Source organism: Kouleothrix sp. 19917, from assembly GCF_057073505.1.
This window is the reverse complement of record NZ_CP097099.1, coordinates 5,379,685-5,406,213: the sequence shown is the minus strand read 5'-3', so window position 1 is coordinate 5,406,213 and position 26,529 is coordinate 5,379,685. Positions and strand designations below refer to the sequence as shown.

The 26,529-nt window shown below is 63.7% G+C and carries 23 protein-coding genes; 13 read left to right on the top strand and 10 right to left on the bottom strand.

The features are described from left to right. Nucleotides 1-75 precede the first annotated feature (75 nt). Both M1P90_RS21845 and M1P90_RS21840 read right to left on the bottom strand, forming a co-directional pair. The gene (locus M1P90_RS21845) at nt 76-1,116 is read right to left on the bottom strand and encodes a UDP-glucose--hexose-1-phosphate uridylyltransferase (RefSeq protein WP_483697504.1); all 1,041 of its coding nucleotides are present in this window, start codon (nt 1,114-1,116) and stop codon (nt 76-78) included. A 141-nt stretch (nt 1,117-1,257) separates the two neighbouring features. After that, complete coding sequence (locus M1P90_RS21840) at nt 1,258-2,226, bottom strand: ArsR/SmtB family transcription factor (protein WP_483697503.1); 969 nt, start codon at nt 2,224-2,226, stop codon at nt 1,258-1,260. Between the two features lie 307 nt (nt 2,227-2,533). Here M1P90_RS21840 and M1P90_RS21835 point away from each other — a divergent pair, with 307 nt between their 5' ends. The 7 genes from M1P90_RS21835 to M1P90_RS21805 all read left to right on the top strand — a co-directional run bounded on the left by M1P90_RS21835 (nt 2,534) and on the right by M1P90_RS21805 (nt 9,078). Further along, on the top strand, nt 2,534-2,992 hold the full coding sequence (locus M1P90_RS21835; protein ID WP_483697502.1) for a DinB family protein: 459 nt from the start codon (nt 2,534-2,536) through the stop codon (nt 2,990-2,992). 192 nt (nt 2,993-3,184) lie between these two features. Beyond that, the gene (locus M1P90_RS21830; RefSeq protein WP_483697501.1) at nt 3,185-4,180 is read left to right on the top strand and encodes a pyridoxal-phosphate dependent enzyme; all 996 of its coding nucleotides are present in this window, start codon (nt 3,185-3,187) and stop codon (nt 4,178-4,180) included. A 37-nt stretch (nt 4,181-4,217) separates the two neighbouring features. Beyond that, nucleotides 4,218-4,652 (top strand): hypothetical protein, encoded by a 435-nt coding sequence (locus tag M1P90_RS21825; protein WP_483697500.1) that lies wholly within the window; start codon nt 4,218-4,220, stop codon nt 4,650-4,652. Nucleotides 4,653-4,786: 134 nt separating this feature from the next. Then, nucleotides 4,787-5,395, top strand: coding sequence for a hypothetical protein (locus tag M1P90_RS21820; RefSeq protein ID WP_483697498.1), 609 nt, complete (start codon nt 4,787-4,789; stop codon nt 5,393-5,395). A gap of 111 nt (nt 5,396-5,506) precedes the next feature. Next, on the top strand, nt 5,507-6,088 hold the full coding sequence (locus M1P90_RS21815; RefSeq protein ID WP_483697497.1) for an SH3 domain-containing protein: 582 nt from the start codon (nt 5,507-5,509) through the stop codon (nt 6,086-6,088). A 125-nt stretch (nt 6,089-6,213) separates the two neighbouring features. Continuing rightward, nucleotides 6,214-7,452 carry an MFS transporter gene (locus M1P90_RS21810; protein ID WP_483697496.1) on the top strand — a complete coding sequence of 413 codons (1,239 nt, stop codon included), beginning with the start codon at nt 6,214-6,216 and terminating at the stop codon, nt 7,450-7,452. A gap of 675 nt (nt 7,453-8,127) precedes the next feature. Continuing rightward, nucleotides 8,128-9,078, top strand: a complete 951-nt coding sequence (locus M1P90_RS21805; protein ID WP_483697495.1) for a carbohydrate kinase family protein — start codon at nt 8,128-8,130, stop codon at nt 9,076-9,078. A 4-nt stretch (nt 9,079-9,082) separates the two neighbouring features. Here the strand turns inward: M1P90_RS21805 and M1P90_RS21800 are convergent, their stop codons facing one another. Then, entirely contained in the window at nt 9,083-9,739 is a 657-nt protein-coding gene (locus M1P90_RS21800) for an RNA polymerase sigma factor (protein ID WP_483697494.1), read from the bottom strand. Between the two features lie 261 nt (nt 9,740-10,000). Here M1P90_RS21800 and M1P90_RS21795 point away from each other — a divergent pair, with 261 nt between their 5' ends. After that, a complete protein-coding gene (locus M1P90_RS21795) occupies nt 10,001-10,825 on the top strand; it encodes a bactofilin family protein (protein ID WP_483697493.1) in 825 nt (274 codons plus the stop codon). 170 nt (nt 10,826-10,995) lie between these two features. Here the strand turns inward: M1P90_RS21795 and M1P90_RS21790 are convergent, their stop codons facing one another. Next, the gene (locus M1P90_RS21790; protein ID WP_483697492.1) at nt 10,996-11,376 is read right to left on the bottom strand and encodes a zinc-ribbon domain-containing protein; all 381 of its coding nucleotides are present in this window, start codon (nt 11,374-11,376) and stop codon (nt 10,996-10,998) included. Nucleotides 11,377-11,605: 229 nt separating this feature from the next. Between M1P90_RS21790 and M1P90_RS21785 the strand changes: the two genes are divergently transcribed. After that, nucleotides 11,606-12,322 (top strand): MBL fold metallo-hydrolase, encoded by a 717-nt coding sequence (locus M1P90_RS21785; RefSeq protein ID WP_483697491.1) that lies wholly within the window; start codon nt 11,606-11,608, stop codon nt 12,320-12,322. On the opposite strand, the gene M1P90_RS21780 is transcribed toward M1P90_RS21785, so the two are convergent. The 6 genes from M1P90_RS21780 to M1P90_RS21755 form a co-directional block, all read right to left on the bottom strand. After that, a complete protein-coding gene (locus tag M1P90_RS21780) occupies nt 12,323-13,072 on the bottom strand; it encodes an amino acid ABC transporter ATP-binding protein (protein ID WP_483697490.1) in 750 nt (249 codons plus the stop codon). It lies immediately after the preceding gene. 156 nt (nt 13,073-13,228) lie between these two features. Then, entirely contained in the window at nt 13,229-14,434 is a 1,206-nt protein-coding gene (locus M1P90_RS21775; RefSeq protein WP_483697488.1) for an amino acid ABC transporter permease, read from the bottom strand. A gap of 138 nt (nt 14,435-14,572) precedes the next feature. After that, nucleotides 14,573-15,775: an amino acid ABC transporter permease gene (locus M1P90_RS21770; RefSeq protein WP_483697486.1), complete on the bottom strand. Its 1,203-nt coding sequence runs from the start codon at nt 15,773-15,775 to the stop codon at nt 14,573-14,575. Nucleotides 15,776-15,839: 64 nt separating this feature from the next. Then, nucleotides 15,840-17,054, bottom strand: a complete 1,215-nt coding sequence (locus M1P90_RS21765) for an amino acid ABC transporter substrate-binding protein (protein WP_483697484.1) — start codon at nt 17,052-17,054, stop codon at nt 15,840-15,842. Between the two features lie 440 nt (nt 17,055-17,494). Then, complete coding sequence (locus tag M1P90_RS21760; RefSeq protein WP_483697482.1) at nt 17,495-18,997, bottom strand: response regulator; 1,503 nt, start codon at nt 18,995-18,997, stop codon at nt 17,495-17,497. Beyond that, on the bottom strand, nt 18,972-20,813 hold the full coding sequence (locus M1P90_RS21755; protein WP_483697480.1) for a cache domain-containing sensor histidine kinase: 1,842 nt from the start codon (nt 20,811-20,813) through the stop codon (nt 18,972-18,974). Before M1P90_RS21755 ends, M1P90_RS21760 begins: the two co-directional genes overlap by 26 nt. Before the next feature lie 541 nt (nt 20,814-21,354). On the opposite strand from M1P90_RS21755, the gene M1P90_RS21750 reads away from it, so the two are divergent. From M1P90_RS21750 to M1P90_RS21735, 4 genes are all read left to right on the top strand, one after another. Further along, entirely contained in the window at nt 21,355-23,430 is a 2,076-nt protein-coding gene (locus M1P90_RS21750) for an ABC transporter substrate-binding protein (protein WP_483697479.1), read from the top strand. 76 nt (nt 23,431-23,506) lie between these two features. Continuing rightward, nucleotides 23,507-24,505 (top strand): ABC transporter permease, encoded by a 999-nt coding sequence (locus M1P90_RS21745; protein WP_483697478.1) that lies wholly within the window; start codon nt 23,507-23,509, stop codon nt 24,503-24,505. Between the two features lie 115 nt (nt 24,506-24,620). Beyond that, entirely contained in the window at nt 24,621-25,490 is an 870-nt protein-coding gene (locus M1P90_RS21740; RefSeq protein WP_483697476.1) for an ABC transporter permease, read from the top strand. After that, nucleotides 25,490-26,512, top strand: coding sequence for an ABC transporter ATP-binding protein (locus tag M1P90_RS21735; protein ID WP_483697475.1), 1,023 nt, complete (start codon nt 25,490-25,492; stop codon nt 26,510-26,512). The genes M1P90_RS21740 and M1P90_RS21735 overlap by 1 nt, the downstream gene beginning before the upstream one ends. Nucleotides 26,513-26,529: the final 17 nt, after the last annotated feature.

Genomic DNA, 26,529 nt, shown 5'->3' with positions numbered 1-26,529 from the left:
GCTGTATTCAAGCCTTACACTGAAAATGCCACCTGACAATTGGGAATTCAACATGTAGCATTCAACACTCAGCACTTATTTCAGTCGGTAGTGCGTTTCGGGCAGTTCGCGCAGCCGCGCAGCCGCGCTTTCGGCGGTGATGTCGCGCTGCGGCTCGCCCAGCAGCTCAAAGCCAACCATGAACTTGCGCACCGTGGCCGAGCGCAGCAGCGGCGGGTAGAAGTGCGCGTGCATGTGCCACTCGGGGTGCTCCTGCCCGTTGGTTGGGCGCTGGTGCAGACCCATCGAGTATGGGAACGAAACCTGAAACAGGTTGTCATAGCGCGTCGTCAGCCGCTTCAGCACGTCGGCCAGGCCAGCGCGCTCGTCGGCGCTCAGGTCGGGCAGCGCACCGGCCGGGCGGCGGCTGATCACCATGGTTTCAAAGGGCCAGACCGCCCAGAACGGCACCAGCGCCACAAAATGCTCGTTGGCGCACACAATCCGCTCGCCCTCGGCTTCTTCAATCGCCAGGTAATCGGCCAGCAGCGTGCGCCCGTTGGCGGCGAAGTACTCGGCCTGCGCGTCCTGCTCGCGCGCGACGTTCAGCGGCAGCAGCTCGGTGGCCCAGATCTGGCCGTGCGGGTGCGGGTTGCTCGCGCCCATCATCGCGCCGCGATTCTCGAAAATCTGCACGTAGTTGACCAGCGGCTGGGCGGCCAGGTCGTTGTACTGTTCAACCCACACATCCACCACCTGCGTCAGCGCGGGCACGTCCATCTCGGCCAGCGTCAGGTCGTGGCGCGGCGAGAAGCACACCACCCGGCAGGTGCCGCGGTCGCTTTCGGCGCGCAGCAGGCCGCCGCGATCGAGCGAGCCATCGGGCGTGTCGGGCAGCAGCGCGGCGTAGTCGTTGGTGAAGACAAAGGTCTGCTCGTAGTTCGGGTTGGTTTCGCCGCCCGCGCGCGCATTGCCCGGGCACAGGTAGCATGTCGGGTCGTAGTGCGGGCGCTGGTCGGGCGCGGTCGTTTCGACCTGACCCTGCCAGGGGCGCTGGGTGCGGTGCGGCGACACCAGCACCCACTCGCGGCTGAGCGGGTTGTAGCGCCGATGTGGGTGGTTGCTCAGGTTGAACATTCGCTTTCCTTGCTGTGCGGAAGCACGCTAGAGCCGCGCACCACACAACGGAACCGCACGGTCGGGGTGCGGTTGCGCTGCGTCGTTTCGGGCTGGCTGGCTAATGCTGCACAGTATACACCCCAGCAATGGTCACACTGCCTACCCCTCGCTCGGCAGCGTCACCGGGCGGTAGCCGATCCGCAGAGTCAGCGCCTGCGGGTAGTTGCCAAAGCGTTCGCCAAACAGGTTCAGGCCGCCCAGGTGCGCGGCGTCGGGCTTCACCCCGATGCGCACCGCCACGAACGGGCGCTCCTGCACGCCCAGGTCGTCCAGCCGCACGCCCGAAAGGCGCATGCCATCCACCTCGGTGAACTGCTCGTGCACGTGCCAGACCTTCAGCAGGCCATATTGCGTGTTGCGCGGCCCCCACCACTCCGGCGTCAGCCGCCCGCGCTCGCCGCCAAAATCGCCCGGCGAGGTCCACGTGCCAATCTCCACGCCATTGATCCAGGTCGTAATATCCGAAGGCCAGTCGGCATTATGGTGCGGCGCTTCCGAGCACACTTCCATGCTGAGCTGCAGCGAGGTGGGCTGGGCCAGGGTCGGCAGGCGGTTCGGGAAGCGGTATTCGACATAGCCGTGGCGGAACCACAGCAGCTGCGCCTCGGCGCGCGCCGGCTCGTAGAACGAGGCCGGGTCGTCGAGCAGGCCAATAATGCCCGCATCATTCAGCAGCCCGCAGGTCGGCGCGATCTGGCAATCCACAAACGCGCCAATCGGCATGGCCTGCTCCACGGCGTGCTCGCGCGGCGATTCGGCCATGGGCAGCTCGATCACAATCGTGTCGTACTTGCGCGCGGCGACTTTGCGCAGCCCGCGGCTGGCCGGCTCGAACTCGGTGCGGATCAGGCCGGCTTCTTCCAGCGTTTCGATGTGGAGCGCGGCAGTGGAGGCGGGCAGGTCGAGCGCGGTGGCAATATCGTTCACGCTGGCGAGCCGGCCGGCCAGAAAACGCAGAATGCGCACGCGGTTCAGCGAGTCGAGCGCCTTGAATACGCGCTCAAGCTGCGCGCTGTCGGTGGCGTCGCCCAGCACCAGAGTGCGATTTCGCGGTTCGGGGTTTTGCATGGCGCGCTCGCTTTCCTGCCGTATCGGAGCGAGAGACTGAACGAACTTCCTGGTTCATTCCAAGATATTTGTAATATACAGGCTCGTTTGCCACATGTCAAGCGAAGATTTTGGAAGAAAGAAGGCTCGTTGTATCTGCTGTTTTGCCATCAGGAAGCGCTTTCCTGCATTTCGCGCTGCCGCAGGTGCCCGGGTGATTTTTCGGAGCCAGAAAATCGCTTCCAAGAATGTTGGAAGCTCGCCAGCGTGGGCGGCCCGGGCCAATCTGCTACAATGCGGCCATTCGCTACACAAGGAGCAAGATGATATGAACGACCAGCTTGCGGCGCTGGCAGCCTTCCCGGCGCAGTTGCGCGCGCAGATTCAGGGCCTCGACGACACGGCGCTGCACTTTCGGCCCGCGCCCGGCGAGTGGTCCATTCTCGAAATCATCGGCCATATGATCGACGTCAGCACGCTCTGGCCCAGCCGCATCCGCCACATGCTGGCCAGCGAGAACCCGCAGCTTGCCGCCGTCGACCCGGCGTGGGTGCAGCAGCGCGACTACCACAACAAGCAGCCGGCCTTTTTGCTGCAAACGCTGGCCGAGGGCCGCGAAGAGTTTGTGGATTTCATGCGCCAGCTGCGCCCGGCCCAGCTTGAGCGCACCGGCGTTCACCCCACGCGCGGCCCGCTTTCCGTTGCGCAGGCTGTTGCCGCCCTCGCCGACCACGACCGCATTCACAGCGCGCAGATCGCGGGTAACCTGGCGGCGATGCGCGGCTAGTTTTGTCAGAAGAAAATCCACAGATTTCGCAGATTACACAGATACGATCTTCGATACGCGCATTGTCGAGTGTGGCCACCAGATTATGATCATTCGTTTGGCACTGCGCCGGAATACTTCAGGAATAATCGGCGAAATCTGTGTCATCTGTGGATTCGTGTAACTCGCCCCTATAGCGCAGGAGCAGCACCCATGAGTGATACGCCAGGCATTACCTTTGCCGATGTGCAGGCAGCCGCGGGCCGTCTGCGCAGCGTGGCGCACCACACGCCCGTGGCCACCTCGCGCACGCTCGACGAGCAGGCCGGCTGCGCGGTCTTTCTGAAGTGCGAAAACCTCCAGCGCGGCGGCGCGTTCAAGTTTCGCGGCGCGTACAACACCATCAGCCAGCTCACCGCCGAAGAGCGCGCGCGTGGCGTGCTGGCCTTTTCCTCGGGCAACCACGCGCAGGGCGTGGCGCTGGCCGCGCAAATGCTGGGCGCGCCCGCCGTGATCTGCATGCCCAGCGACGCCCCCGCCGTCAAGGTTGCGGCCACGCGCGGCTATGGCGCTGAGATCATCTTCTACGACCGCCAGCGCGACGACCGCGAGGCCGTGGCGCGTGGCATCGCCGCCGAGCGCGGCCTGGCGCTGGTGCCGCCCTACGACGACCCGCGCATCATGGCGGGGGCGGGCACGGCCGCGCTGGAGCTGGCCGAAGCGGTGCCCGACCTCGACGCGCTGCTGGTGCCGATTGGCGGCGGCGGGCTGATCGCGGGCAGCGCAGTGGCGATGCACGGCGCGCGCCCGCAGGCGCAGGTGATCGGCGTCGAGCCGGCGGATGGCAACGACACCCAGCAATCGCTGCGTGCGGGCGCGCGCGTGACAATTGCGCCCCCCGCCACGATTGCCGATGGCCTGCGCGTGGTGCAGCCCGGCGCGCTTACCTTCCCGGTGGTGCAGCGCCACGTGGCCAGCATCCTGACCGTCACGGAAGACGAGATCGCCGAGGCCATGCGCTTTGCGCTGCTGCGCCTGAAGCTGGTGATCGAGCCTTCGGGCGCAGTGCCGCTAGCCGCTGTGCTGGCCGGGCGCATGCCGGCCGGGCTGCGCCGCGTTGGCGTCATCATCAGCGGCGGCAATATCGACCCGCCTGTGCTGGCCGGCCTGTGGCCCGCGGTTGACGCTCCTGCGGCATCGCCCGTATAATCGTGCGAATCCGCGCAGGTGCAGAAAGGACGCGACGATGGCGGTCTTCAAAACCTACGAAGAGCTCCATACCTACATGGGCCGGCTGTACGACGAAGCCAAGTCGGACGCCCGCATCGCCCCGAAAATTAAAGCTTCCAACCTTGTCATCCAGTTCCGCTACGACGACCCCCACGCGGTTGTAACGATCAATGCCGCCAGGCCGCCCACCCAGCCCGGCGCAATCTTCGATGTGCTGTGGGGCGACGACACCGGCCTGAAGCCCGACATCGAGATGAGCATGAAATCGGATGTTGCGCACCAGTTCTGGCATGGCAAAGTCAACCTGATGGCCGCGCTGGCACGCCGCCAGATCGTCGCCAAGGGTCCGATCCCCAAAATCCTCAAGCTGCTGCCCAGCGTCGAGCCCATGTACGAAATGTACCCGCGCTTGCTGCGCGAAATGGGGCGCGACGACCTCGTGATCAGCTAATTTTCGGAACAAAACTTGCTTGGTAGGGTCGTACTACCGCTGGAGCTAAGGCGGCCGGCCGGTGCAGTGGCTGGCATTGTCTTGGCACTATGGCGACCCACCCAGCAACGATGTTTCAGCGGAGCAGAGACCGTATGGACACGGAGGAGATGTATCGGCGCGGTGTTGCCGACGCAGAACATGGCGAACCGCACCCTTTCTATTATCAGCACTATTACCAGTATCGCCGCGCATACGATAACGCGCGCCGCAGCAAGGGTTTGCCGGGCGGCTACTACGATCAGCGCCGGCGCCGGCTGGTACAAGGCGGCATAGTTCTTGCGATTCTGCTCGCAGCGCTGGGTGGCTACTGGTATATGCGCACGCACGAGAATGCGCCGGCAGTTGCTGGCAGCTCCAGCCCGCAGGCGCAAACGCTCGATGCCCAGCCAACGCCGTCGCGCAGGCCAGTGTTTGCAACGCCCACTGTGCCGCCAACACCAACGCAGCTTGTGCTGCAGGCAGGTGGAAACGCTCAGGTTGTGAATATCCAGGGCAGCGTGCTGCGCGGGCGCAAGGAGCCGAGCCTGAAGGCGCAGGCCACCGCCTCGTTCAAACAGGGCGACAAAGTGCGCGTGCTGGAAGGGCCGGTCGAGGCCGATGGCTTTACCTGGTGGAAGCTGGAAGGCGATGCCGGCACCGGCTGGAGCGCGCAGCGCGCCAAGGACGGCACCAGCTGGCTGGAGCCGGTGGCAGCGTCCTGACGCATGTGACTTTTCCGCCTGCGCCCCGTCTTATCTGAAGGTTACCGGCTCTGTGTTTCATTGTGCGCCGCCGGTGGGGTTTTGAAGAAGGATAGTGTAAGGAGGCTCATAATGGGTCTGTTCGGCAACAACAACGACGACGAAATGAAAAAAGTTGGCGAGAACCTGCAGAACCTCAGCGAGCAGATTGCTGATCTGCAGAAGAAGCTGGCCGCCAAAACCGCCGAGGCCGATGGCTTGCGCACGCAGGCTTCTCAGGCCACGGGTAGCGCGGTTGCCCTCGAAGACGCACAGTCCGAGATCGCGGTGCTGCGCCAGCAGATCTCCGACATGAAGGCCCAGGCCGAAGCGCCTGCGCCGGCTTCCAAAGTGCTCGACAGCATCAGCAAGGCGGGTTCGGCTGCCCCTGCTGAAAACACGCGTGAAGCGCCGGCCGCCCCGGCCAGCGCCCCCGCCACCGGCGGCCTGACGGCCGGCGCGCAGGCGTGGGTGACGCGGGCGGGTGGCTTGCCGCTGCGCCTGCGCTCGGCCCCGAACCTGAGCGGCGAGATCCTCGCCCGGCTCGCGCCCGGCACCGAAATGACGCTGCTCGATGGCCCGCAGCAGGCCGATGGCCACGGCTGGTGGCACGTTCGCACCTCGCATGGCGAAGGCTGGGTGGCTGGCGAAGATCTGCGCACGCAGCCCGATTAATGCGCTTTCAGCGCGGGGTTTAGGAAATGTAGAACGCTCAGCGCGGCGATGAGGTTCATCGCCGCGCTGAGCGTCTTCCGTTATAATACAGCGCCTGCCCGTCTGTGACCATGGGGAGATTGTTTATGTCGATGCCGACACAACGCGCCGCCCGCCGCCTGGTGGCTGTGCTCTTTATCGCCCAATGCCTTAGCTCAGCCGCGCTGATCGCCAATATTCAAATGAACCCGATCATTGGCGCGAAGCTGGGCGGCAGCCCGGCATTGGCGGGCGTGGCTGGTACCTTGCTCCTGCTGGGCGCGGCCGTCTCGGCGCATGTGTCGGGGCGCTTTATGCAGCGCTATGGCCGCCGGCTGGGCCTGGGGCTCGGCTTTGTGGTGGGCGCGTGCGGCATGCTGCTCAGTGGCCTGGGTGTGCTGCAGGGCAGCTTTGCGCTGTTTCTGCTGGGCGTGACGGTGGTGGGCGCGGCGCGCGGCGCGGCCGACCAGAGCCGCTATGCCGCCGCCGACACTCAACCCCCCGACCGGCGCGGCTGGGCGATTAGCATGATTGTGTTCGCCAGCACCGTGGGTGCAATCGCTGGCCCCTGGCTCGCCAGCACGCGCGGAAACCTGCTTGGCGGCCTGACAAATGTGCCACAGTCGGGCACGATGTGGGCTGGCGCGCTGCTGTTTGCGCTGGCGGGCGTGCTCGTCTTCACGCTGCTGCGCCCCGACCCGCAGGAGCTGGGGCGTGCCTTCGACGAGCCACGCGAGCCTGGGCAGCCGCTTGCAGGGCGCACGCTTGGCGCGGTGCTGCGCCTGCCGGCCGCGCAGCTGGCGCTCGCCGCCATGGTGATTGGCCAGGCCACGATGGTGCTGGTGATGTCGGTTACATCGCTGCATATGGATCACAGCCACCACGGCGGCGACGAGATTTCACTGGTCTTTATGGCTCACACCATCGGTATGTTTGGCCTTTCGATTGTCACTGGCCGCGTGATCGACCGGGTTGGGCGGCGCAATGCGATCCTGAGCGGCGTGGCGCTGCTGGTGGGCGGCAGCCTGATTGCGCCCACCTCGCTGCAAACGCCCTGGCTGGCGCTGGCGCTGTTTCTGGTGGGCCTGGGCTGGAACCTGTGCTATGTCGGCGGCTCGACGCTGCTGTCCGACATTCTTGCGCCCGGCGAGCGCGGCGGCATCCAGGGCAGCATCGAGCTGATTGTGAATGTGACCTCGGCCAGCTGCAATTTGCTCAGCGGCGTGATCTTTGGCGCATTTGGCTACACAACGCTGGGCCTGCTTGGCGCGGCGCTGGCGCTGGTGCCGCTTGTAGTGATTGGCGCGCAGCGGCTGCGCATGCCGCGCCCGGCAGCGGCGTCGTAGGTGGTGCTGCAGTTCGTTGAACGTTGCAGGTTTGCAGGTTTGAAGGTTGCAGGTTTGAAGGTTGCAGGTTTGCAAAGTACTGTTCGCTGCAAACTGCCAACTGCCAACTGCCGGTTCTAAAGTTGCAGGTTTGAAGGTTGCAGGTTTGCAAAGTACTGCTCGCTGCAAACTGCCAACTGCCAACTGCCGGTTCTAAAGTTGCAGGTTGCACGTTCGCACGTTTGCAAAGCACTACTCGCTGCAAACTGCCGACTGCCAACTGCCGGTTCTAAAGTTGCAGGTTGCACGTTCGCACGTTTGCAAAGTACTGTTCGCTGCAAACTGCCAACTGCCAACTGCCGGTTCTAAAGTTGCAGGTTGCACGTTCGCAGGTTTGCAAAGTACTGCTCGCTGCAAACTGCCAACTGCCGACTGCCGGTTCTAAAGTTGCAGGTTGCACGTTCGCACGTTTGCAAAGCACTGTTCGCTGCAAACTGCCAACTGCCGGTTCTAAAGTTGCAGGTTGCACGTTCGCAGGTTTGCAAAGTACTGTTCGCTGCAAACTGCCAACTGCCAACTGCCGGTTCTTTGGTTCTCGGTTCTTTGAAGGTTGCAGGTTATTGGCCCAGACCCAAAACCCCAGACCCTAAACCCTCATGGTTCTCGGTTCTTGGCTTCTATCAAACGAGGTGTGTTGTGACAAACGCAAACCAGCGCCCGATCATTGCGGTTGGCGACCTTGTGTGGGATGTGCTGGTGAAGCCCAATGGCATTCTGCTGCCGGGCGGCGACACCACCGGCCGTATTGCGCTTGCGCCGGGCGGATCGGCGGCGAATGTAGCGGCCTGGATCGCGCGCGCTGGCATGCCGGCAGGGTTTGTGGGCAAGGTTGGTGCCGATGTGTTTGGCGACCTTGTGGTGCGCGATCTGGAGAATGAAGGCGTGGCCGCGCACGTTAGCCGCACCAGCGAGCAGGACACCGGGGTGATTCTGGTGCTGATCGACCGGGCCGGCCAGCGCAGCATGGTGACGAATCAGGCGGCCGACTTCAACCTGCTGCCGGAAGACCTGCCAGAAGAAGCATTGCAAAGCGCCGGGCACGTCCACATCACTGCCTGGTCGCTGTTCACCGAGCCGCCGCGTGCCGCAGCCTTGCGCGCCGCCCAGGTTGCTAAGGCGGCCGGCGCAACCGTCTCGTTCGACCCGGCATCATACCAGATGATTCGCGAGATGGGGCACGACAAATTTTCGCGCATCACATCATCGCTGCCGGTCGACATTCTCTTCCCTAACCGCGACGAAGGCGAGGCGCTGACGGGTGAGCGCCGCCCCGAAGACGTGGCCGACGAGCTGCACGAGCGCTACAACGGCGCGGTGATTGTGCTGAAGCTCGACAAAGATGGCTGCTATGTGAAATCACGCGACCACGCGCAGCACTACCCCACTGGCGATGGCCCGGTGATCGACGCAACGGGCGCGGGCGATGCCTTCGATGGCGCGTTTCTGGCGAGCTACCTGCGGGATGGCGACCTGGGGGCGGCGGCACGCTTCGCAAACGATATTGGAAGCTGGGTGGTGGCGCACTATGGTGCCCGCCCGCCGGCCGACGATGATCTGCGGGCACTGCTGGCGCGCAAGGCGCAGTAGAAATCTAGGCGTCGATCAAAGCACTGGGCTGCAAACCACGCGCGGCCAGCAGGCTGCCGAGCTTCTGCAAGCCAAGCCGCACCCGCGTTTTCACGGTGCCAAGCGGGCGGTTCAGGTGCGTGGCGATTTCCTGGTGCGAAAGCCCGCGGAAGTAGGCCAGCTCAATTGCCTGGCGCTGTGCCTGGGGGAGTTCGAGCAGCGCCTCCGCAATCAGGCGGCGCTGCTCGGAGGCCCATGCGCCCGCCGGCACGTCGGCCTGCTCGTCGACGATATGCTGAATAAACGGATGGTCGGCATCCTCGTACACTGGTGCGGGGCGGGCGCGCTGGCGGCGCAGCTCGTCGATGCACAGATTGTGCACAATACCAAACAGCCACTGGGCCACCCGGCCGCGCTCATTTGCAAAGCTGGCGCTGCGCCGCCACACCCGCCAGAACGCCTCTTGCACCATTTCCTCAGCCAGCTCCGGGTTCTTCAAAATACGCAGCGCCATGCGGTAGACAACGGCGGCATAGCGGTCGTAGAGCGCTTCGAGCGCCTCGCTGCTGCCCTGCGCGATGGCGGCGATGAGTGCAAGGTCGTCGTGGTTGGCAATGCGCGCCGAGAGATCGGCACCGCTGGCCGCAGGGCTGGGAACTGAAGCTTGAGCCTGTGCACTCATCGCCGCGCCTTTCTGGTCAATTCATGACTATGCAGGGATTATAAAGGAATTGCACAGGTATGTCAATATATTTTGAAAATACTTTGCAACGATTTTGGTGAAATCTGTGCAACAATTGTCGATGGCGGCGGATGAGGCCATGCTTATGTGGATGACATCAAATTGTAAACTCATGGAATTGACCGGGCAGGCGCCACGGCATACGATCACGGCAGCGTATTGCACTATTTAGCAATGGCCGCACGGCCCAGGAGAGTATCTATGTTTGGACGCCGCAATCCCGACCGGCAGCCTGGCCCACAGCCAAGTGCGCCAAAAAGTGATTTGGATTTGAGTATCCTCGATCATCTGCCCGATATCAGGCCCGCCGCCAAGCCCGATGCGCCCGCGCCCGAAGCTACAGAAAAAGAAGCTGCACTTGGCCCGTCAGTTCGGCAGCAGCTGCGCGACGCCGAGGCCGCCGACACTGAAAAATCGCAGGGCGCGGTCACTCAGCAACTCTCGGCCGTTGAGCTCGACCCGCTGCCCAAGCCGCCGTATGAAAATGTATGGGAACAAGCCAGCCCCGAGGTTGCGGCTTTTTTCTCTGAAACGAGTGTGGTGGCCCCGGACGCGCCGGCCTATGCCGAGCCCGAGACTCTGCCGACGCTAAGCTCCGAGCTGGGGATGCACGAAGAGCAGTGGGCCGCGCCCGCGATGGAGGCATTTGTGATTGAAGAAGCGCCTGCGCCAGCCGAGCCTGCGCCGCTGCCGGCCCGCGCCGCTGCCGAGAGCTTAATTGGCCCGGACGACTTTTTCGATGGGCACTACCGCTCCGAGCGCGGCGTGCGTGTGCAGGGCAATGCCCGCGGCTCGATTGAGTCGCGCCAGTACATTCTGATCGAGGCGAGCGCGCAGGTGGATGCCGATATTGCCGCCGAGGAAATTGTGGTGGCTGGCTCGTTCTCGGGCAAGATCATCTGCCACGGCCGGCTGGAAATTCTCGAAAGCGGCAAGGTGCAGGGGTCAATCGAAACGGCCTCACTGGTGGTGCGCGAAGGCGGCCTGCTCGACGGCGAGCTGCACATGCGGCGCGGCGACGCCTAATTTCTCTCTTCGCCCGCAAAAAAGGAGCGGCGCTCGCGCGCTGCTCTTTTCTTTTTGGAAGATTGTTTGGCCGAATATCTTTAGAAATAGCCACGAAGACTCAAAGATTTTATCGCATCTTGAAGATCTTCGCGCCTTCGTGTCTTCGTGGTTGCCGTTCTGTTTTGTGCTTACGCCAGCGCCCAGCCCACCGCCAGCACCCATAAGAGCATGGCAATTGCGCCAGCCGCGCGGCGCCCATCCATCCACAGCCACTGCGCGCACAGCGCCGCAAAGATCAGGGCCGCCAGCGCGCCTGCCCCCGCCGCAAGGTCGGGCATGTGCGCCATCACCAGCGCCACCCCAAACACCACTGCCAGCGTGAATACGCTCGCCACCAGAAGTTGCAGCGCCGATGCCTGCACAGGCACGCCGCGTAGGCGAATCGTTCGCCCAACGGCTGGCTGCCGCCCAGAGGTGGCGCGCGGCGCGTGGATGCCCAGCGCCGTACCGCACGCAATGCAAAACTGCGCGTCGGGCGGGAGCAGTTGCGAACAGCTTGGACAGCGCATGGCACAACTCGATCGTTTGAATGCAGCACTATCATCCTATGACAATATACGCAGCGGCGCAAGCGCCGTTTCGGCACAAGCCATGCCGATCGGCTATACTGTGCCATTCGCAGCAACGGGATGTTTGCTATGGTGACACCACTTCGCGGTGGGGGTTCGGGGGCGTAGCCCTCCACACCTCCCGCCGATGAGGCGAACGCGTAATTCATGATGGTGAGGGGAGTTTGAAATGAAGCTCAATGAAAGCGTGGTTGTGCTGGCGCTGGCAACCCAGCGCGATGGCCAGACGCAGTTCTTCCACGCCAGCCTGATCCTCGACGCGGCCAATGGCCCGGCGCTGATCGACACGGGCCTACCCGGCCAGCACGAAGTGGTCGCCACGGCGCTGGCTGGGGCGGGCGTGGGCGTGGCCGATCTCACGCGCATTATTCTGACGCATCAGGACATCGATCATATTGGTTCGCTGCACGGCCTGGCCGAAGCAAGCGGCGCGCGCGTGCTGGCCGGCGCCGACGAGGTGCAATATATCGACGGCACACAGCCCGCGCGCTTTATGACGCCCGAGGCGCTGGAGAAGCACCCGCAGCTGCGCCCGGTCGCGAGCATGTTCCAGGCCACCCATGTCGATGAAGCGCTGGACGATGGCGCGCTGATCGATCTGGCCGGCGGCGTGCGCGTGGTCTTCTCGCCCGGCCACACGCCCGGGCATATCTGCCTGTTCCACGAGCCCAGCCGCACCCTGATCGCGGGCGATGCGCTGACCGCGCAGGATGGCCAGCTCCATGGCCCCAATGCCGGCGCGACGCTCGACATGGCGCAGGCCAGCCAGTCGGTGCAGAAGCTGGCCGCGCTTGGCCCGCAGGCGATCATCTGCTACCACGGCGGCGTTGTTGATGCCGACGCGGGCGCGCAGCTGCGGCGGGTGGCGCAGGAGCTGGCCCAGTAGCTACAGGATCTGGCTGAGAAACAGGCGCGTGCGATCTTCGCGTGGCGCGGTGAAGATCTGCTCGGGCGTGCCTTCCTCGACGATCTGCCCCTTGTCGAAGAACAGCATGCGGTCGGCTACTTCGCGCGCGAAGCCCATTTCGTGCGTCACAACCAGCATGGTGATGCCGGTGTGCGCCAGCTCCTGCATCACCTCCAGCACCTCCTTGATCATCTCAGGGTCGAGCGCGGAGGTTGGCTCGTCGAACAAGAGGATGCGCGGCTGCATGGCCAGCGCCCGCGCAATCGCCACGCGCTGCTGCTGGCCGCCCGAAAGCTGGCCGGGGTATTTCAGCGCCTGCTCGCGGATGCCCACGCGCTCCAGCAGCTCGTAGGCCTGCGCCTCGGCTTCGCCGCGCTTGCGCTTGCGCACCCACATCGGCGCCAGCGTGATATTTTGCAGCACCGTCAAATGTGGAAACAGGTTGAACTGCTGAAAGACCATGCCCGTCTCGCGGCGGATGGCCTCGATGTTGCGCAGGTCGTCGGTCATCTCGATCCCATCGACGATGATCGTGCCTTCCTGGTGCGTTTCCAGCCGGTTGATCGTGCGAATGAATGTCGATTTCCCCGAGCCCGACGGCCCGAAGATCACCACCACCTCGCCGCGCCGCACGCTGGCGCTCACATCATTCAGCACATGAAAGTCGCCATACCATTTATGCACATCGCGGCAGATGATGATTTCTTCGTTTTCCTGTTCCACGGCCATAGTGTTCTCCTGAAAATGCTCATGGGTATAGGGTCTTGGGTTTGGGGATTTGTTTTTGGCAGAGTGTTCAGCGTGCACTGCCATCAATAGAGTCATTGGGTTAAGCTATCGAAATATGTTTCCCTATACCCTAAACCCCAATCCCTAGACCCCGCGCTATCGCGTGCCCACGCCAAGCTGCCGCTCGAGCCGGCGGCTGATCATCGACAGGCTGAAGCAGAAGATCCAGTAGAGCAGCGCGGCGAACAAAAGCACCTCGCGCTCGACGCCGCCCGCCACCGACAGCCATTCGGGCTGGTTGATCACAATGCCCGCGATGCCCAGCAGCTCGGCCAGCCCAACGATCGACACCAGCGATGTATCTTTGAACAGGCTGATGAACTGGCCGACGATGGCGGGAATAACCGCGCGCAGTGCCTGCGGAAGCACGATCAGCACAGTGGTCTGTACGATATTGAGCCCCAGCGCGCGCGCCGCTTCGCTCTGGCCTTTCGGGATGGATTGCAGGCCGCCGCGCACATTTTCGGCCAGGTAGGCCGCGCTAAATCCGGTGATCGCCACCAGCACGCGCACGAGGTTGTCGATGCGGATGTTGGCGGGCAGGAACAGCGGCAGCATCAGCACCGACATAAACAGGACGCTGATCAGCGGCACGCCACGCACAACCTCAATATAGATTGTGCAGAACCAGCGCACCACCGGCAGGGTGCTGCGCCGGCCGAGCGCCAGCAGCACGCCCAGCGGGAACGAGGCCACAATGCCAACCACGGCCAGCAGGATCGTGAGCATCAGCCCACCCCACAGGCCGGTTGGCACCACCGGCAGCACGCCCTCGATGCCGCGCACCAGCAGCAACAGCACAATTGGCGATGCAAGCCAGCCGATGATCGTGGGCCAGCGCAGCCGCGCGCCCAGCCAGCGCCCCAGCAGCAAGCCGCCGCCCGCAAGCGCCGCGCTGCCGACTAGCCAGATGCGCGTTTCCAGCCCAAACGGCAGCAGCGCCAGGAACACGCCCAGGATCGCCAGCCCGGCAGTGATGGCTCGGGGCAGGCCGCCCCAGATGCCGGCGCTCAGGCCAAACAGCAGGTAGATCAGCGACACGCCGGCCTGCACGCGCCAGACGTATTCGGGCGGGTAGCGCCCGGTCATCAGCAGGCGCAGGTTCGCCACCACTGGCGCCCATGTCGCCTCGAGAAATACCCAGCGCAGCAGCAGAAACAGCAGCCAGGGCAGAACGACCAGCAGCGCCACTGTGATCGCGCTGTTGAGCGGGCTATTGAACAGGTTCGCGCGCAGCCAGGCGACCGGTGTGGGCCGCACATCGCTGCGCGCCTGCTTGATGCTTGGTGCCGTAACGGACATGGCAGGCCTTTCGCAGAGCCGAGAAGGGCGTATGCAATACGCCCGAACCGCAGAGCCGAGAAGGGCGTATTGCATACGCCCAAACCGCAGAGCCAAGAAGGGCCAGTAGTAGGTGATCGTTGGTCACCCCTTCCCCTCTCACCGCTCGACGAGGCGAATGCGCCGGTTGTAGATATTTGCGAACAGCGATGTCAGCAGGCTGATGAACAGGTAGCAAGCCATCATGATCGCAATCACCTGAACGGCGCGCCCGCTCTGGTTGTTGATCGTCGTCGTGACAAAAAACAGGTCGGGGAATGCCACCACAATGCCCAGGCTGGAATTCTTGGTCAGGTTCAGGTACTGGTTTGTCATCGGCGGGATGATCACGCGCAGCGCCTGGGGCAGGATGACCAGCCGCATGCTCTGCGCGGGCGAAAGCCCGAGCGCCTGGGCGGCTTCGCGCTGACCCTTCGAGACCGCCTGGATGCCGGCGCGCACAACTTCGGCAATAAACGCCGCCGTGTAGATCGTAAGCCCGAGCAGCAGGGCAAAAAACGCCGCGCTGATATTTGTGCCGCCGCTGAAGTTAAAGCCCTGTAGCACCGGCTGGTCGATCACCAGCGGGCTTGTGCCAGTGGTGGCGGCGGTAACAATCGCGCCCACCAGCACCGTCAGCCCGGCCGCCAGCCAGCCCACCGGCCACGCGCCATTCGGGCGCTCGGCGCGCTGCAAGGCCCGGCGGCGCAGGGCATAGGCCACAATGCCTACCAGCAGCCCGCCCCACAGCCAGGGTGCCCATGCGCCGAAGCTGGCAGCTGCCTGGGGCCATGCCACCGCCAGCCCGCGGTTGCTCAGCAAAAACACACCATCGACCCCAACCGCATTGCGCACGCGCGGCAGCTTCAAAATAACCGCCACAAACCAGAAGATCAGCTGCACGGCCAGCGGCGTGTTGCGAATAACTTCGACATAGCCAGCCGCCAGGTTGCGCAGCAGCCAGTTGCTCGAAAGCCGGCCAATGCCAATCAGCATGCCCAGCAGCGTCGCCAGAATGATGCCCAGGAAGGCAACGCGCAGTGTGTTGGTAATGCCCACCAGAAAGGCGCGGGCGTAGGTATCGGTCGGCTGGTAGGCGATGCTCGATTCGGAGATTGCAAAGCCGGCGGTCTGCGGCAGGAAATCGAAGCTCAGCGGGATGCTGCTGCGCCGCAGGCTGTCGAGCATGTTGCTGCCGAGCCACCAGAACAGCAGCCCTACCAGCAGCACAAATGCAATCTGGGCAAGGATGCCCAGCGTCTTGATATTGCGGTAGAGCGGGATCGATTGGTGCGCGGGTGCGCGCATTTCGGGCTGTGTCATAGGCTCGCCTTGCACTGTAGAAACGGCGCGGCGCTCAGCAATGTGCTGAGCGCCGCCACACGGCCTAGCGGAACGGGATGCCGTAGATCAGCCCGCCTTCGGTGTACAGGGCATTCGGGCCACGCGGGATGTTGATTGGCGTGTCGGGGCCGAGGTTGCGGTTGTAGATTTCGCCGTAGTTGCCAACCGCCGTCAGCACCTTGACCATGAAGTCGTTGTCGAGGCCCAGGCCCTTGCCCAGCTCGCCCTCAGCGCCCAGCAGGCGGCGCACATTCGGGTCGGTGCTGCTCAGCTTCTCCTGCACATTCGCCTGCGTGACACCATATTCCTCGGCGTTCATCAGGCCATACACCACCCATGTCACAATATCGTGCCACTGCGGGTCGCCTTGCAGCACGCTCGGGGCCAGCGGCTCCTTGGAAAGCGTCACGTCGAGGATGATGTGGTCGTCGGGCTTCTGGAGCGAAAGGCGGCGCGAAGCCAGGCCCGACTTGTCGGTGGTGACGGCGTCGCACTGGCCGGCGTCGTAGGCGCCCATGGTGCCGTTCGCGTCTTCAAAGACTGTTGGCGTGAAGTTGAGGTTGCGCGCGCGGAAGGCGTCGGCCAGGTTCAGCTCGGTGGTGGTGCCGCTCTGCACGCAGATCGTCGCGCCTTCCAGATCTTCGATCTTGCTGATATTCTCGCTTTTGCGCACCATAATGCCCTGGCCATCGTAGAAGTTGGTGGGCGCGAAGTCGAGGCCATTCACCGTGTCGCGGGTGAGCGTCCAGGTGGTGTTGCGAATGAGCACATCCACTTCGCCGCTCTGCACTGCGGTGAAACGCTCCTGCGCGGTGAGCGGGCGGAAGGTGACCTTGCTGGCATCGCCAAAGATCGCGGCAGCGAGCGCCTTGCAGAAGTCGATATCGAAGCCAACCGTCTGGCCCGATGAATCGACCGAGCCAAATCCTGGCACCTGGTCGTTCGAGCCGCAGATCAGGTTGCCACGCGATTTGATCGTTTGAAGGGTCGCGCCAGCAGTCGGCGCGGGTGCGGGCGCGCTGGCAGCAGTGGGGCCAGCCGCAGGGGCAGCAGTTGGCGCGGGCGCAGCAGTGGCAGCCTGCGCCTCGGCAGTTGCGCCGCCAACCGGCGCGCCGATGGCGGGGGCATCTGTGGGGGCTTCAGCGGCCGGCGCGGCAGTGGGCGGTGTGGTGGCGGTGGTGCCGCTGCTGCAGGCAGCCATCAGCAGGGCAGCAAACAGCAGCCCGGCCAGCCAGGGAAAACGGCGAGGGTTCAACACGATCTCCTCCATCTATGTGTGAGCGAATTCCCAACGGCCCAACGCCGCTGAGACAGGCAGTTCGCTCTGGGTACCTCTTTCTTTGCCGCCATACGGGCGGCGCGACTATACAGGCGGAATTCGCGCAATACGGGCATTCGCGGCAAAGGCTGCGGGCCTTGTCGCGGTGCCGGCCATCTGCCGCGTAGCGCAAAGCGCTGCCGCCGCGGCATGCTGATGGGACGAATATATGGCTACAAACGGGGATCATTCCCGATCATGCGAGGGAGTAGCTTGCGGCATGGGCGGCGTTGGCTGCCCCTAACCCTCGAACCCAGCATCGGCTGTGATGTAGGTGCTGTTCTTCGTCGATTGTTCTGCTTGGGGTTATGGCTATTCTAGCAGCAGGGCCGGGGGATGTCAAAACCTGTTTCGTGTACGGCGTCGCCGCTGCCTGCCGCTCACCCGCTGCGCTGGCGCTCGCGCTGGCTGCTGCGCTGGTAGTCGCTGGGCGACATGCCGGCGATTTTGCGGAAGATCTGGCTGAAGTATTTGGGGTCGTCGTAGCCCACCAGCGCGCCAACATCCCCCAGCCGCAGGTCGTTCTGGGCCAGCAGCTCCTTGGCCTTTTCGATGCGCACCTGCGTCAGATAATCCGAGAAGGTCATGCCGATTTCGGTTTTGAACAGGCGCGAGAAGTAGGCCAGGCTGACGCCATGTTCGGCCACAAAGGCTTGCAGGGAAATGTCGCTGGTGTAGGAATTGCGCACATGCGCCACCAAGGTGCGCACCAGCTGGCGCGGCGTGATCGCCCCGCGCTCGGCCTGAAGCAGCGGCTGAAGCTGCTCATCTACCCATTCCAGCAGGTCGGCGTGGCTGCGGCTGCTGCGCACGGCCGCCACGATCGCGGCGTGCTCGGGGGCATGCGCGCCCGGCGTGGCGCGGATGTGCTGCGCAAGCTGGGCAAACAAGGTGTCGAGCGCGTGCCCCACCGCGTGCGCGGGCGCCTGCTCGCGCTGAAGCTGCGCCAATGCGGCGTGAATATCGGCCACGGCGGCGGCGGGTTTGCCTTCGGCCAGGGCGCGCGCGATCAGCGGGATGTGGGTGCGTACCATGTCGCTCACGGGCGGCTCGGGCGTGGCGCTGGGGCGCGCGAAGGTGGGCATGCCCAGGCGCAGCGCCTGTTCCAGCCGGTGCATGCCTTCGGCCAGAACGCGCTCGGGGCGGTCGTTTGTGCCTTTGTAGGTGTAGGTGCTGTGCGCCAGCACGCCCGCCCCGGCGATGGCCTGGTGCAGCCGGTTCGCCAGCGTGTCGAGCAATTGGAGCTGCAAGCCGGCCAGTGGCAGCAGGGCAACCCGGCAGCGCGCATCGAAATCCACAATATCGCACGGGTGCCCGGCCAGCACCGAGCGAATAAACGCGCGGTCGATCGGCGTGTCGCGCCACACCACCGGGCCTTCCCAGTTTTCGCACACCAGCACAATCATGCCCCACTCGCCGGCCAGCAGGTCGGGCTCGGGGCTGGCGGTGCGGCGCCCGGCGCGCAGAACGCGCGCAAGCTGGGCCTCGCGCAGGTGGCCGGCCTGGGCCTGGGCATCGGCCAGCGTGCCGAGCGCGCGGGTGACGGTGGCATGCAGGGTGGCGGTGCGCACCGGTTTGAGCAGGTAGTCGGCAATGCCCAGGCGCAGCCCTTCGCGCGCATACTCGAACTCGCTGTAGCCGCTCAGCACAATCGCGGCCAGGTGCGGCGCGCTCGCTTTCAGGCGGCGCACCAGCTCCAGCCCGTCGATCTCGGGCATGCGAATGTCGGTAATCAGCAGGTCGGGCGGCGTGGCAGCCGCACAGGCCAGCGCCTCGTCGGGGCTGGCGCAGCCGATCACGCGGTGGGCGCTTGCAAACGGCTGCAGCATCGCCAGCAGGTCGTCGAGCGCCAGGTGTTCATCTTCGACCACCAGAATATTCATCGATCTGTGCTTCCCGCGCGGCCGCCAGGGCCGCATACTCATAGGGCAGGTGCAGCGACACAATCGTGCCGCCGGCCGGCGCATTGCCAACAGAAACGCCGTACTGGTCGCCAAACATCAGCTTGATGCGGCGCGCAATATTCACCATGCCAATGCCAACATCGGCGGTGGGCAGCTGCGCCGACTCGCTGGCCTGCTCGAGCTGCTGGTTGAGCCGCTCGCGCGTGGCGGCGTCGATTCCGCGCCCATTGTCGATCACCTGTACCACCAGCACTTCGCCCTGTAAGTCGGCGCGCACCAGAATGCGTATCCCGGCGCGGCGCTGGTCGAGGCCGTGGGCAATCGCGTTTTCCACCAGCGGCTGGAGCGAGAGCTTGACAAGTGGGGCTTCGAGCAGGCCGGGCGGCACTTCGTCGGCGAACTGCAGGCGCTCGCCAAAACGCGCCTGCTGGATCGTAACATAGTTGGCCACATGCGCCAACTCTTCATGGAGCGGCACCAGCTCGTTCCAGTTGCTCATGCTGTAGCGGAACAGCTCGGCCAGCGACTCGGCCATGGCGGCGACGGTGTCGGCCTGGTTGCGCCGGCTCAGCGCGCGCATGCTGTTGAGCGTGTTGAACAGAAAGTGCGGGTTGATCTGGGTTTGCAGCGCCAGCAGCTGGGCGTCCTTCTCGCGCAGGCGCGCCTCGTACACCTGCGTAATCAGCCGCTCGATGCTGTCGAGCATGGTGTTGAACACGCGGCTCAGGCTCCCAAGCTCATCGGGCGCTGCGTTGGCCGGCAATCGCACGGCCAGGTCGCCGCGCTCCACGCGCGTCATTGTTCGCGCCATCAGGCGCAGCGGCTGCGTCACCCGTTGCGTGACCATATACAGCAGCAGGCCAAGCACCAGCACAGCCGCGACGCACAGCAGCAGCACCAGCGCGCCAGTGTGCTGTGTTTCGATGGTGAGCGAGGCGACCGGAATAAGCGCAACCGTGGTCCAGTGCGTGAATTCCGAGCGCTGCGTGGCGTACAGGTAATCGGTGCCGCGCCAGCTGAGCTGGCCTTGCGCGGGCGTGGTGGCGAGCTGCATGTCGCTAATGCGCTGACCGGTCAGGTCGCCGCTGGAATAGATCACCTGGCCTTCGTCGGTGAGCAGCAGCACCTGCGCGCTGCGGCTGGCATTGCCCGAAAAGGCCAGCAGGTCGCGCATGACGTCGGCAGAAATGTCGATTTTGAGGTAGCCAAGCTTTTTGCCAGTGTCGATATTTTTGATCAGGCGCAGGTGCGAAAACACGGGCGCGGCGCCTTGCTCCACGGTGGTTTCCGGGCCGGTCGGCCAGAGCATCACGGCCGGGGCGGCCTGCTGCGCCATGCGCGCGTACCACGGCTCGCTGGCAACGCCATAGCGCGCCTGCGGCAGGTCGCCACGCGCAAAGTAGAAAAGCGTGCCATCTTCGGCAAACAGATACATGCCGCGAATCGACTGCCAGGAGGCGGCCAGCGACAGCATGCGGTAGGTAATGTCGTCGACATCCTGCTGCTGGCGTGGGGCGCGGGCGTTCGCAGCCGATGCGCGCAGCACGCGCTGGACGCTGGCGTCGCCATACATAGTCAGCGAAAGCCGGTCGATCTGCGTCACAAACAGATCAACGTTTTTGGTCATCTGCTCGACGGTGCTGCTGGTGAGCGAGAGGGTTTGCCGCTCGATCGTGCGCGCGCTGTTGAGGTAGAACAGCACGCCGCTCACCACCACGGTGATGCTCATCACCACCAGAATGCTGAGCAGCAGCTTGGCCTGAATACTCCATGTGTTCCACGGCCGTTGGAGCACGATCTTCCTCCTGTATGAACAGGATGGTGTGGTGGGGGTTCGGGGGCGGCTTGCCGCCCCCGAGAAAACTATTTTTTGGCGGCTCTCCGCCACAAACGTGGCGGAGAGCCGCCAAAAAGAGATTATCTTGGAGGGCTGACGCCCTCCAAACCTCCTGCAGGAGAAGTGGTTCTAACCGCATTCGTTGACAAAACATCATTGGAACAGGAAGTGCCTGCTAGTATGCCGCAGAAATCGCCGCCCGTCAATCATGAAGTCGGAAGCATTTCGAAAAAGGTTGCGCTTTTGCCGAAAGTGAAACAAAAGCAAGTCAAAAGAATCGACCAAAAAAAGCAAAAGAGTCACTCGCTTTGTTTCGTTCGTGTTTGTATACTAGGCGCACACTGATCTCAACTGCACAGAACACTCCTGCCCATGCCACGCGCGATTGGCGGCTGCTGCCCGGCTGCCTGCGTGCCTGGCCTTGCCACGCCGTCGCCCATCGTTTGTTGGTTCTGCCGGGAAGCTCCGGCCTGTAGAAGTGTTTACAAGGAGGTACAGCATGCGCCAGGTTCGCGCCACATTCATCCTGATGTTTGTGGTCGGGCTGTTTCTCGCGGCCTGCGGCGGCACCGCCCCGCAAACGCCCGCCGCCGAAGCGCCCACCGCCGCGCCAGCCGCCGCACAGGCGACGGCAGCGCCCGCCGCTGATGCACCCACCGCCGCCGCTGCTGATGCGCCCACTGCTGCGCCAGCCGCCGAGCAGCCCACCGCTGCCGCCGCCCCGGCCGAGCCCGTTGCGCCGCCAGCCGACTCCGACCTGCCCGTGAATGTCCCGCGTAAAGATGTCCTCGTGGTCGATCAGATTTTCCGCTACAGCGTGGCCGACAACTTCAACTTCTTCGTGCCCGGCCCGGCCTCGCCCACGCAGCAGGGCCTGCTCTACGACACGCTCTGGTATCTCGACCAGGAAACCGGCGAGTGGATTAACTCGCTGGCCGAAGACAAGCCGCAGTACAATGCCGACGCCACCGAGATGACGGTGAAGCTGCGCAAGGGCATCATGTGGAGCGATGGCGTCGAGTTCACCGCCGACGACCTGGTCTACACCGTCAATACGCTCAAGGACAACCCCGGCATGAGCTGGTCGGCCGAAATGAAACTGTATGTCAAAGACATCAAGGCGACCGACCCGAACACGGTGGTGTTCACGCTGACCGAGCCGAACATCCGCTTCCACACCTACTTCACCGCGCGCTACAACGCCGTCTATATGATGGCCAAGCATGTGTGGGAGAAGGGCGGCGACCCCAAGACCTTCAAGAACAACCCGCCGGTCTCGCTCGGCGCGTACACCGTCGACCAGACCGACCCGAACGGCTTCTGGATGCTCTACAAGCGCCGCGACGACTGGCAGAAAACAACGGTTGGCACGGTCGTCAACAAGCCCGGCCCGCCCTACATCCTGAGCGTGTTCTATGGCGACAGCGCCAAGAAGGCGATTGCGGCCTCGCGCCACAACCTCGATGTGCTGTTTGATGCCGACATCGAAGCCTTCCAGGCCATCCAGGGCAGCACGCCCACCATGCAGTCGTGGTTCAAGGACTTCCCGTGGGCCTACCCGAACGAGCTTGACTTCCGCTACTTTGGCTTCAACCAGGCCGCTGCGCCGTTCGACAACAAAGAAGTGCGCTGGGCTGTCACGCTCGCGCTCGACATCGTCGACCTGCAAACCAACTACATCGGCGGTGTGACGCGCGTGACGCCGCTGCCCATGCCGGCAACCAGCCTGCTCATGAAGCTGTACGCCGTGCCGCTGGAGCCCTGGCTGAAAGAGCTGACCATCGATGTTGGCAATGGCGAGAAGTTCCAGCCCTACGACCCCGACGTGCCCAAGAAGATCGCCGCGTGGGCGCGCGAGCAGGGCTATACCGTGCCCGAAGATAGCGATGCCGACGGCCTGCGCGACCGCTTTGGCATGGGCTGGTGGAAACACGCGCCCGACGTGGCCGAGAAGCTGCTGACCAAGAACGGCTTCACCAAGGGCGGCGACGGCAAGTGGCTCAAGCCCGACGGCACGCCGTTCACGATCAAGATGATCGCCGCACCGGACGAGAACGATGTGTACCGCCTGGCCACCGGCTTCCAGGATCAGCTGAAAGCCTTTGGCATCGACGTCGAGATCGAATCGCTGGAGCGCAACCCCTACACCGAGCGCCAGCAGACCGGCGACTTCGAAGCGACCAGCTCGTGGGGCTTGCTGGCGATCAACGCCAACCCCGACCTGTGGCAGGCGCTGAACTCGGTGCATTCGCGCTTCTTCACGCCGGTCGGCAAATCGACGGCGGGCTCGGGCAGCAGCAACATTCTGCGCTTCAAGCAGCCCGAGCTGGATAGCATCGCGGACGACCTGAACAAGCTCAACCCCGACGATCCCAAGGTGCAGGAGCTGGGCCAGCAGGCGCTGAAGGTGTGGGTCGAGAACGCACTGACGACCAACACGATCAGCTTCAAGAAGTTCACCTCGTTCGACGACACCTACTGGAAGGGCTGGCCGAACAGCGAGAATCCGACTCGCCAGCCGCTGTACTGGTTCATCGGCGGGCGCTTCACCTTTGCCGAGGTCGAGCCGAAGTAAGGGGTTAGTGCCGTAGTGCGTAGTGCGTAGTCCTCATCGCACTACGCACTACGCACTATTCTCACCCAGGTGAATTATGACCTTTCTGAAATCGTATGTTGCGCCGCGCCTGCTGCAATGGCTCGTCGTCGTGGTGCTGGGCATCACGCTCACCTTTATCATCCCGCGCCTGCTTCCCGGCGACCCGGTCGAGCAGACGCTGCGCCGCATCACCGCCAACACCACCACCGACCCGCGCGCAATCGAAAGCTTCAAGAACGCGATTTCCGACATGTATGGCCTGCAGGGCACGCCGGTCGAGCAGTACTTTCGCTTCTGGGGCCGGCTGTTCCAGGGCGATTTTGGGCCGTCGCTGGGCGCGTTTCCCACCCCCGTCACCGAGATCATCGCCAATGGCCTGCCGTGGACGGTTGGCCTGCTGGTCAGCTCGATTATCATCTCGTGGATCATTGGCATGATCCTCGGCACGCTGGCGGGCTATTTCCCAAATAAGCTCTGGTCGCAAATTCTCGACAAAGTGCTGATCACGGTCTACCCAATTCCCTACTTCATTCTCGCGCTGACGCTGGTGATCATCTTCACCTACTACCTGCCGGTCTTCCCAATGGTTGGCGGCGCTTCGGGGCGGCCGGGCTTTACGTGGCCCTACATTCGCAGCATCCTGAGCCACAGCTTCCTGCCCGCGCTCTCGCTGGTGCTGGGCGGCACAGCATTTCGCTACCTGATCGCCAAGGCGCTCTCGTCCACGCTGGTGTCGAGCGACTATGTGAACTATGCCGAGCTGGCCGGGTTGCCGCGCCGGAAAATCATTTTCGGCTATGTGATGCGCAACAGCCTGCTGCCGCAAGTGACCGACCTGGCGCTGTCGCTGGGCGCGCTGTTCGAGGGCGCGCTGATCACCGAAGTCGTGTTTTCCTACCCCGGCATAGGTTTTCAGCTTTACACCGCGATCTTGCAGTCGGATTTCAACCTGATCATGGGTGTGACGATCTTCTCGATTGTCGGCATTGCCACCGCCGTGCTGCTGGTCGATCTGCTCTACCCGCTGATCGACCCGAGGGTGCGCTACAGATAACCTGTTACACGTTACAGGTTTGCAGGTTGCAGGTTGGCGTTGTCGCCCTGAACAACCTGGAACTTTCAAACCTTCAAACTTTCTAACTTGAAACCTGGCATTCGGAGCCAACGCTATGACCGTTCTGAGAGACTTATTTCGCTTTAGCAAAACCTTTCGCTGGGGCATCTTCTTTCTGCTGATTGTGCTGGCAATGGTCGTGCTGTCGTTCTTTTCGCCCTACGGCCCGCTCGACCGGCGCGTCGTGCCGAACAACCGCCCGCCCTCGCTGAAATACCCGCTCGGCACAACCTCGCTCGGCCAAAGTGTGTTCTGGCTCACGACCTTTGCCGTGCGCAACACGCTGATCGTGGCCGGGCTGGCGGTGCTGATCGGCCGCACAATCGCGATCCTGCTTGGCTCGCTGGCCGGCTACCTCGGCGGCATCCCCGACCGCGTGATCTCCGCGCTGTCGGACACATTTATTGTGATTCCGCGCCTGCCCCTGCTGATTCTGGTCTCGTTCATTCTGAAAGGCCACCTGAGCTTTCTGTCGCTGGCGATCTTGCTCGGCCTGCTCGACTGGGCCTGGCCATCCAAGCGCTACCGCGCACAGATCCTGAGCATGCGCGAAGAAGAGTTTACGCAGACGGCGGTGTTTTCGGGCATGAGCACGCTCAAAATCATTTTGCGCGAGCACCTGCCCTTCCTCATCCCCTTCGCGCTGGCCGACGCCGTCAGCGGCTTTTTGTTCGCAATCGGCATGGAAATCACGATGGCGATCCTGGGCCTGAGCGACCTGCAAATCCCCACCATCGGCACGATGATCTACTGGGCCAATTACTACCAGTCGCTGCTGGCGCGGCGCTGGTGGTGGCTCGCCACGCCCATCCTGACGACGGTGGTGATTGTGGTCGCGTGCTACCTGCTTTCGACCAGCCTGGGCACCTACCTCGACCCGCGCACGCGCCTGAAGAACCTCGTAGCGAAAGCGGCAGGTGCCTGATGACCACAGTCGCCGAACTCGACAAACTGCGCGCCTACTACATCACCGAGGCGTATGGTGTGAACCGTACCGTGAAGGCGGTGGATGGCATCAGCATCGCAATTCGTGAGAACGAAATTTATGGCATTGCCGGCGAATCAGGCTGCGGCAAATCGACCCTGCTGAAAGTTCTGCTGGGCATGATTACGCCGCCGCTGACGGTGGTGGAAGGCGGGGTGAACTACAATTTCGGCGACGGGCCGATCGATGTGCTGAAGCTCACGCCCGCCGAAACCCGCGCAATGCGCTGGCGCGATGTCTCATACATTCCGCAGGGCTCGATGCACGTGCTGAACCCGGTGCGCCGCATCCGCCACACCTTCCGCGACTTCATTGGCGCGCACGTGAGCACCTCGCCGCGCGAAACCGACGCGATGGTGCGCAGCTACCTGGCCGACCTCGGCTTGCCCGACAAGGTGCTCAATTCCTACCCGCACCAGCTTTCCGGCGGCATGCGCCAGCGCGTCACTATCGCCCTCGCAACGATCCTCTCCCCGCGACTGATCGTCGCCGACGAGCCGACCACCGCGCTGGATGTGGTGGTGCAGCGCGGCGTGATTCAGCTGCTGGAAGCCATCCGCGACAAAACGCGCAATACGATGGTCGTCGTGACGCACGACATGGGCGTGCATGCCAACCTGACCGACCGCGTGGCGGTGCTGTACGCCGGGCAGCTAATGGAAGAGGCCGACACGCCGACGCTGTTCGCCGAGCCGCTACATCCGTACACGCAGCACCTGATTCGCTCGCTGCCAAAGATCGACGACCGCACCGCGCGCGAAAGCTTGCCCGGCCGCCCGCCCGCGCTCGACAACCCGCCGAGCGGCTGCCGCTTCCACCCGCGCTGCCCATATGCGATGGACATCTGCAAAGCCGAAACGCCCGCGCTGGAGCAGGTCGGCCCGAACCACCGCGTCGCGTGCTTCCTCGTGTCGGAAAACAAGATCGGCGTGCGGCAGAAGGACGCTGTGGCGGCGAGTTAAGATCACCACAGAGGCAC

Coding starts and splice junctions, on each gene's coding strand:
- M1P90_RS21830 (WP_483697501.1), top strand. CDS start 3,185: ATGAGTGATACGCCAGGCATTACCTTTGCCGATGTGCAGGCAGCCGCG.
- M1P90_RS21740 (WP_483697476.1), top strand. CDS start 24,621: ATGACCGTTCTGAGAGACTTATTTCGCTTTAGCAAAACCTTTCGCTGG.
- M1P90_RS21815 (WP_483697497.1), top strand. CDS start 5,507: ATGGGTCTGTTCGGCAACAACAACGACGACGAAATGAAAAAAGTTGGC.
- M1P90_RS21840 (WP_483697503.1), bottom strand. CDS start 2,226: ATGCAAAACCCCGAACCGCGAAATCGCACTCTGGTGCTGGGCGACGCC.
- M1P90_RS21785 (WP_483697491.1), top strand. CDS start 11,606: ATGAAGCTCAATGAAAGCGTGGTTGTGCTGGCGCTGGCAACCCAGCGC.
- M1P90_RS21770 (WP_483697486.1), bottom strand. CDS start 15,775: ATGACACAGCCCGAAATGCGCGCACCCGCGCACCAATCGATCCCGCTC.
- M1P90_RS21780 (WP_483697490.1), bottom strand. CDS start 13,072: ATGGCCGTGGAACAGGAAAACGAAGAAATCATCATCTGCCGCGATGTG.
- M1P90_RS21820 (WP_483697498.1), top strand. CDS start 4,787: ATGGACACGGAGGAGATGTATCGGCGCGGTGTTGCCGACGCAGAACAT.
- M1P90_RS21745 (WP_483697478.1), top strand. CDS start 23,507: ATGACCTTTCTGAAATCGTATGTTGCGCCGCGCCTGCTGCAATGGCTC.
- M1P90_RS21795 (WP_483697493.1), top strand. CDS start 10,001: ATGTTTGGACGCCGCAATCCCGACCGGCAGCCTGGCCCACAGCCAAGT.
- M1P90_RS21835 (WP_483697502.1), top strand. CDS start 2,534: ATGAACGACCAGCTTGCGGCGCTGGCAGCCTTCCCGGCGCAGTTGCGC.
- M1P90_RS21810 (WP_483697496.1), top strand. CDS start 6,214: ATGTCGATGCCGACACAACGCGCCGCCCGCCGCCTGGTGGCTGTGCTC.
- M1P90_RS21825 (WP_483697500.1), top strand. CDS start 4,218: ATGGCGGTCTTCAAAACCTACGAAGAGCTCCATACCTACATGGGCCGG.
- M1P90_RS21790 (WP_483697492.1), bottom strand. CDS start 11,376: ATGCGCTGTCCAAGCTGTTCGCAACTGCTCCCGCCCGACGCGCAGTTT.
- M1P90_RS21775 (WP_483697488.1), bottom strand. CDS start 14,434: ATGTCCGTTACGGCACCAAGCATCAAGCAGGCGCGCAGCGATGTGCGG.
- M1P90_RS21845 (WP_483697504.1), bottom strand. CDS start 1,116: ATGTTCAACCTGAGCAACCACCCACATCGGCGCTACAACCCGCTCAGC.
- M1P90_RS21735 (WP_483697475.1), top strand. CDS start 25,490: ATGACCACAGTCGCCGAACTCGACAAACTGCGCGCCTACTACATCACC.
- M1P90_RS21800 (WP_483697494.1), bottom strand. CDS start 9,739: ATGAGTGCACAGGCTCAAGCTTCAGTTCCCAGCCCTGCGGCCAGCGGT.
- M1P90_RS21750 (WP_483697479.1), top strand. CDS start 21,355: ATGCGCCAGGTTCGCGCCACATTCATCCTGATGTTTGTGGTCGGGCTG.
- M1P90_RS21760 (WP_483697482.1), bottom strand. CDS start 18,997: ATGAATATTCTGGTGGTCGAAGATGAACACCTGGCGCTCGACGACCTG.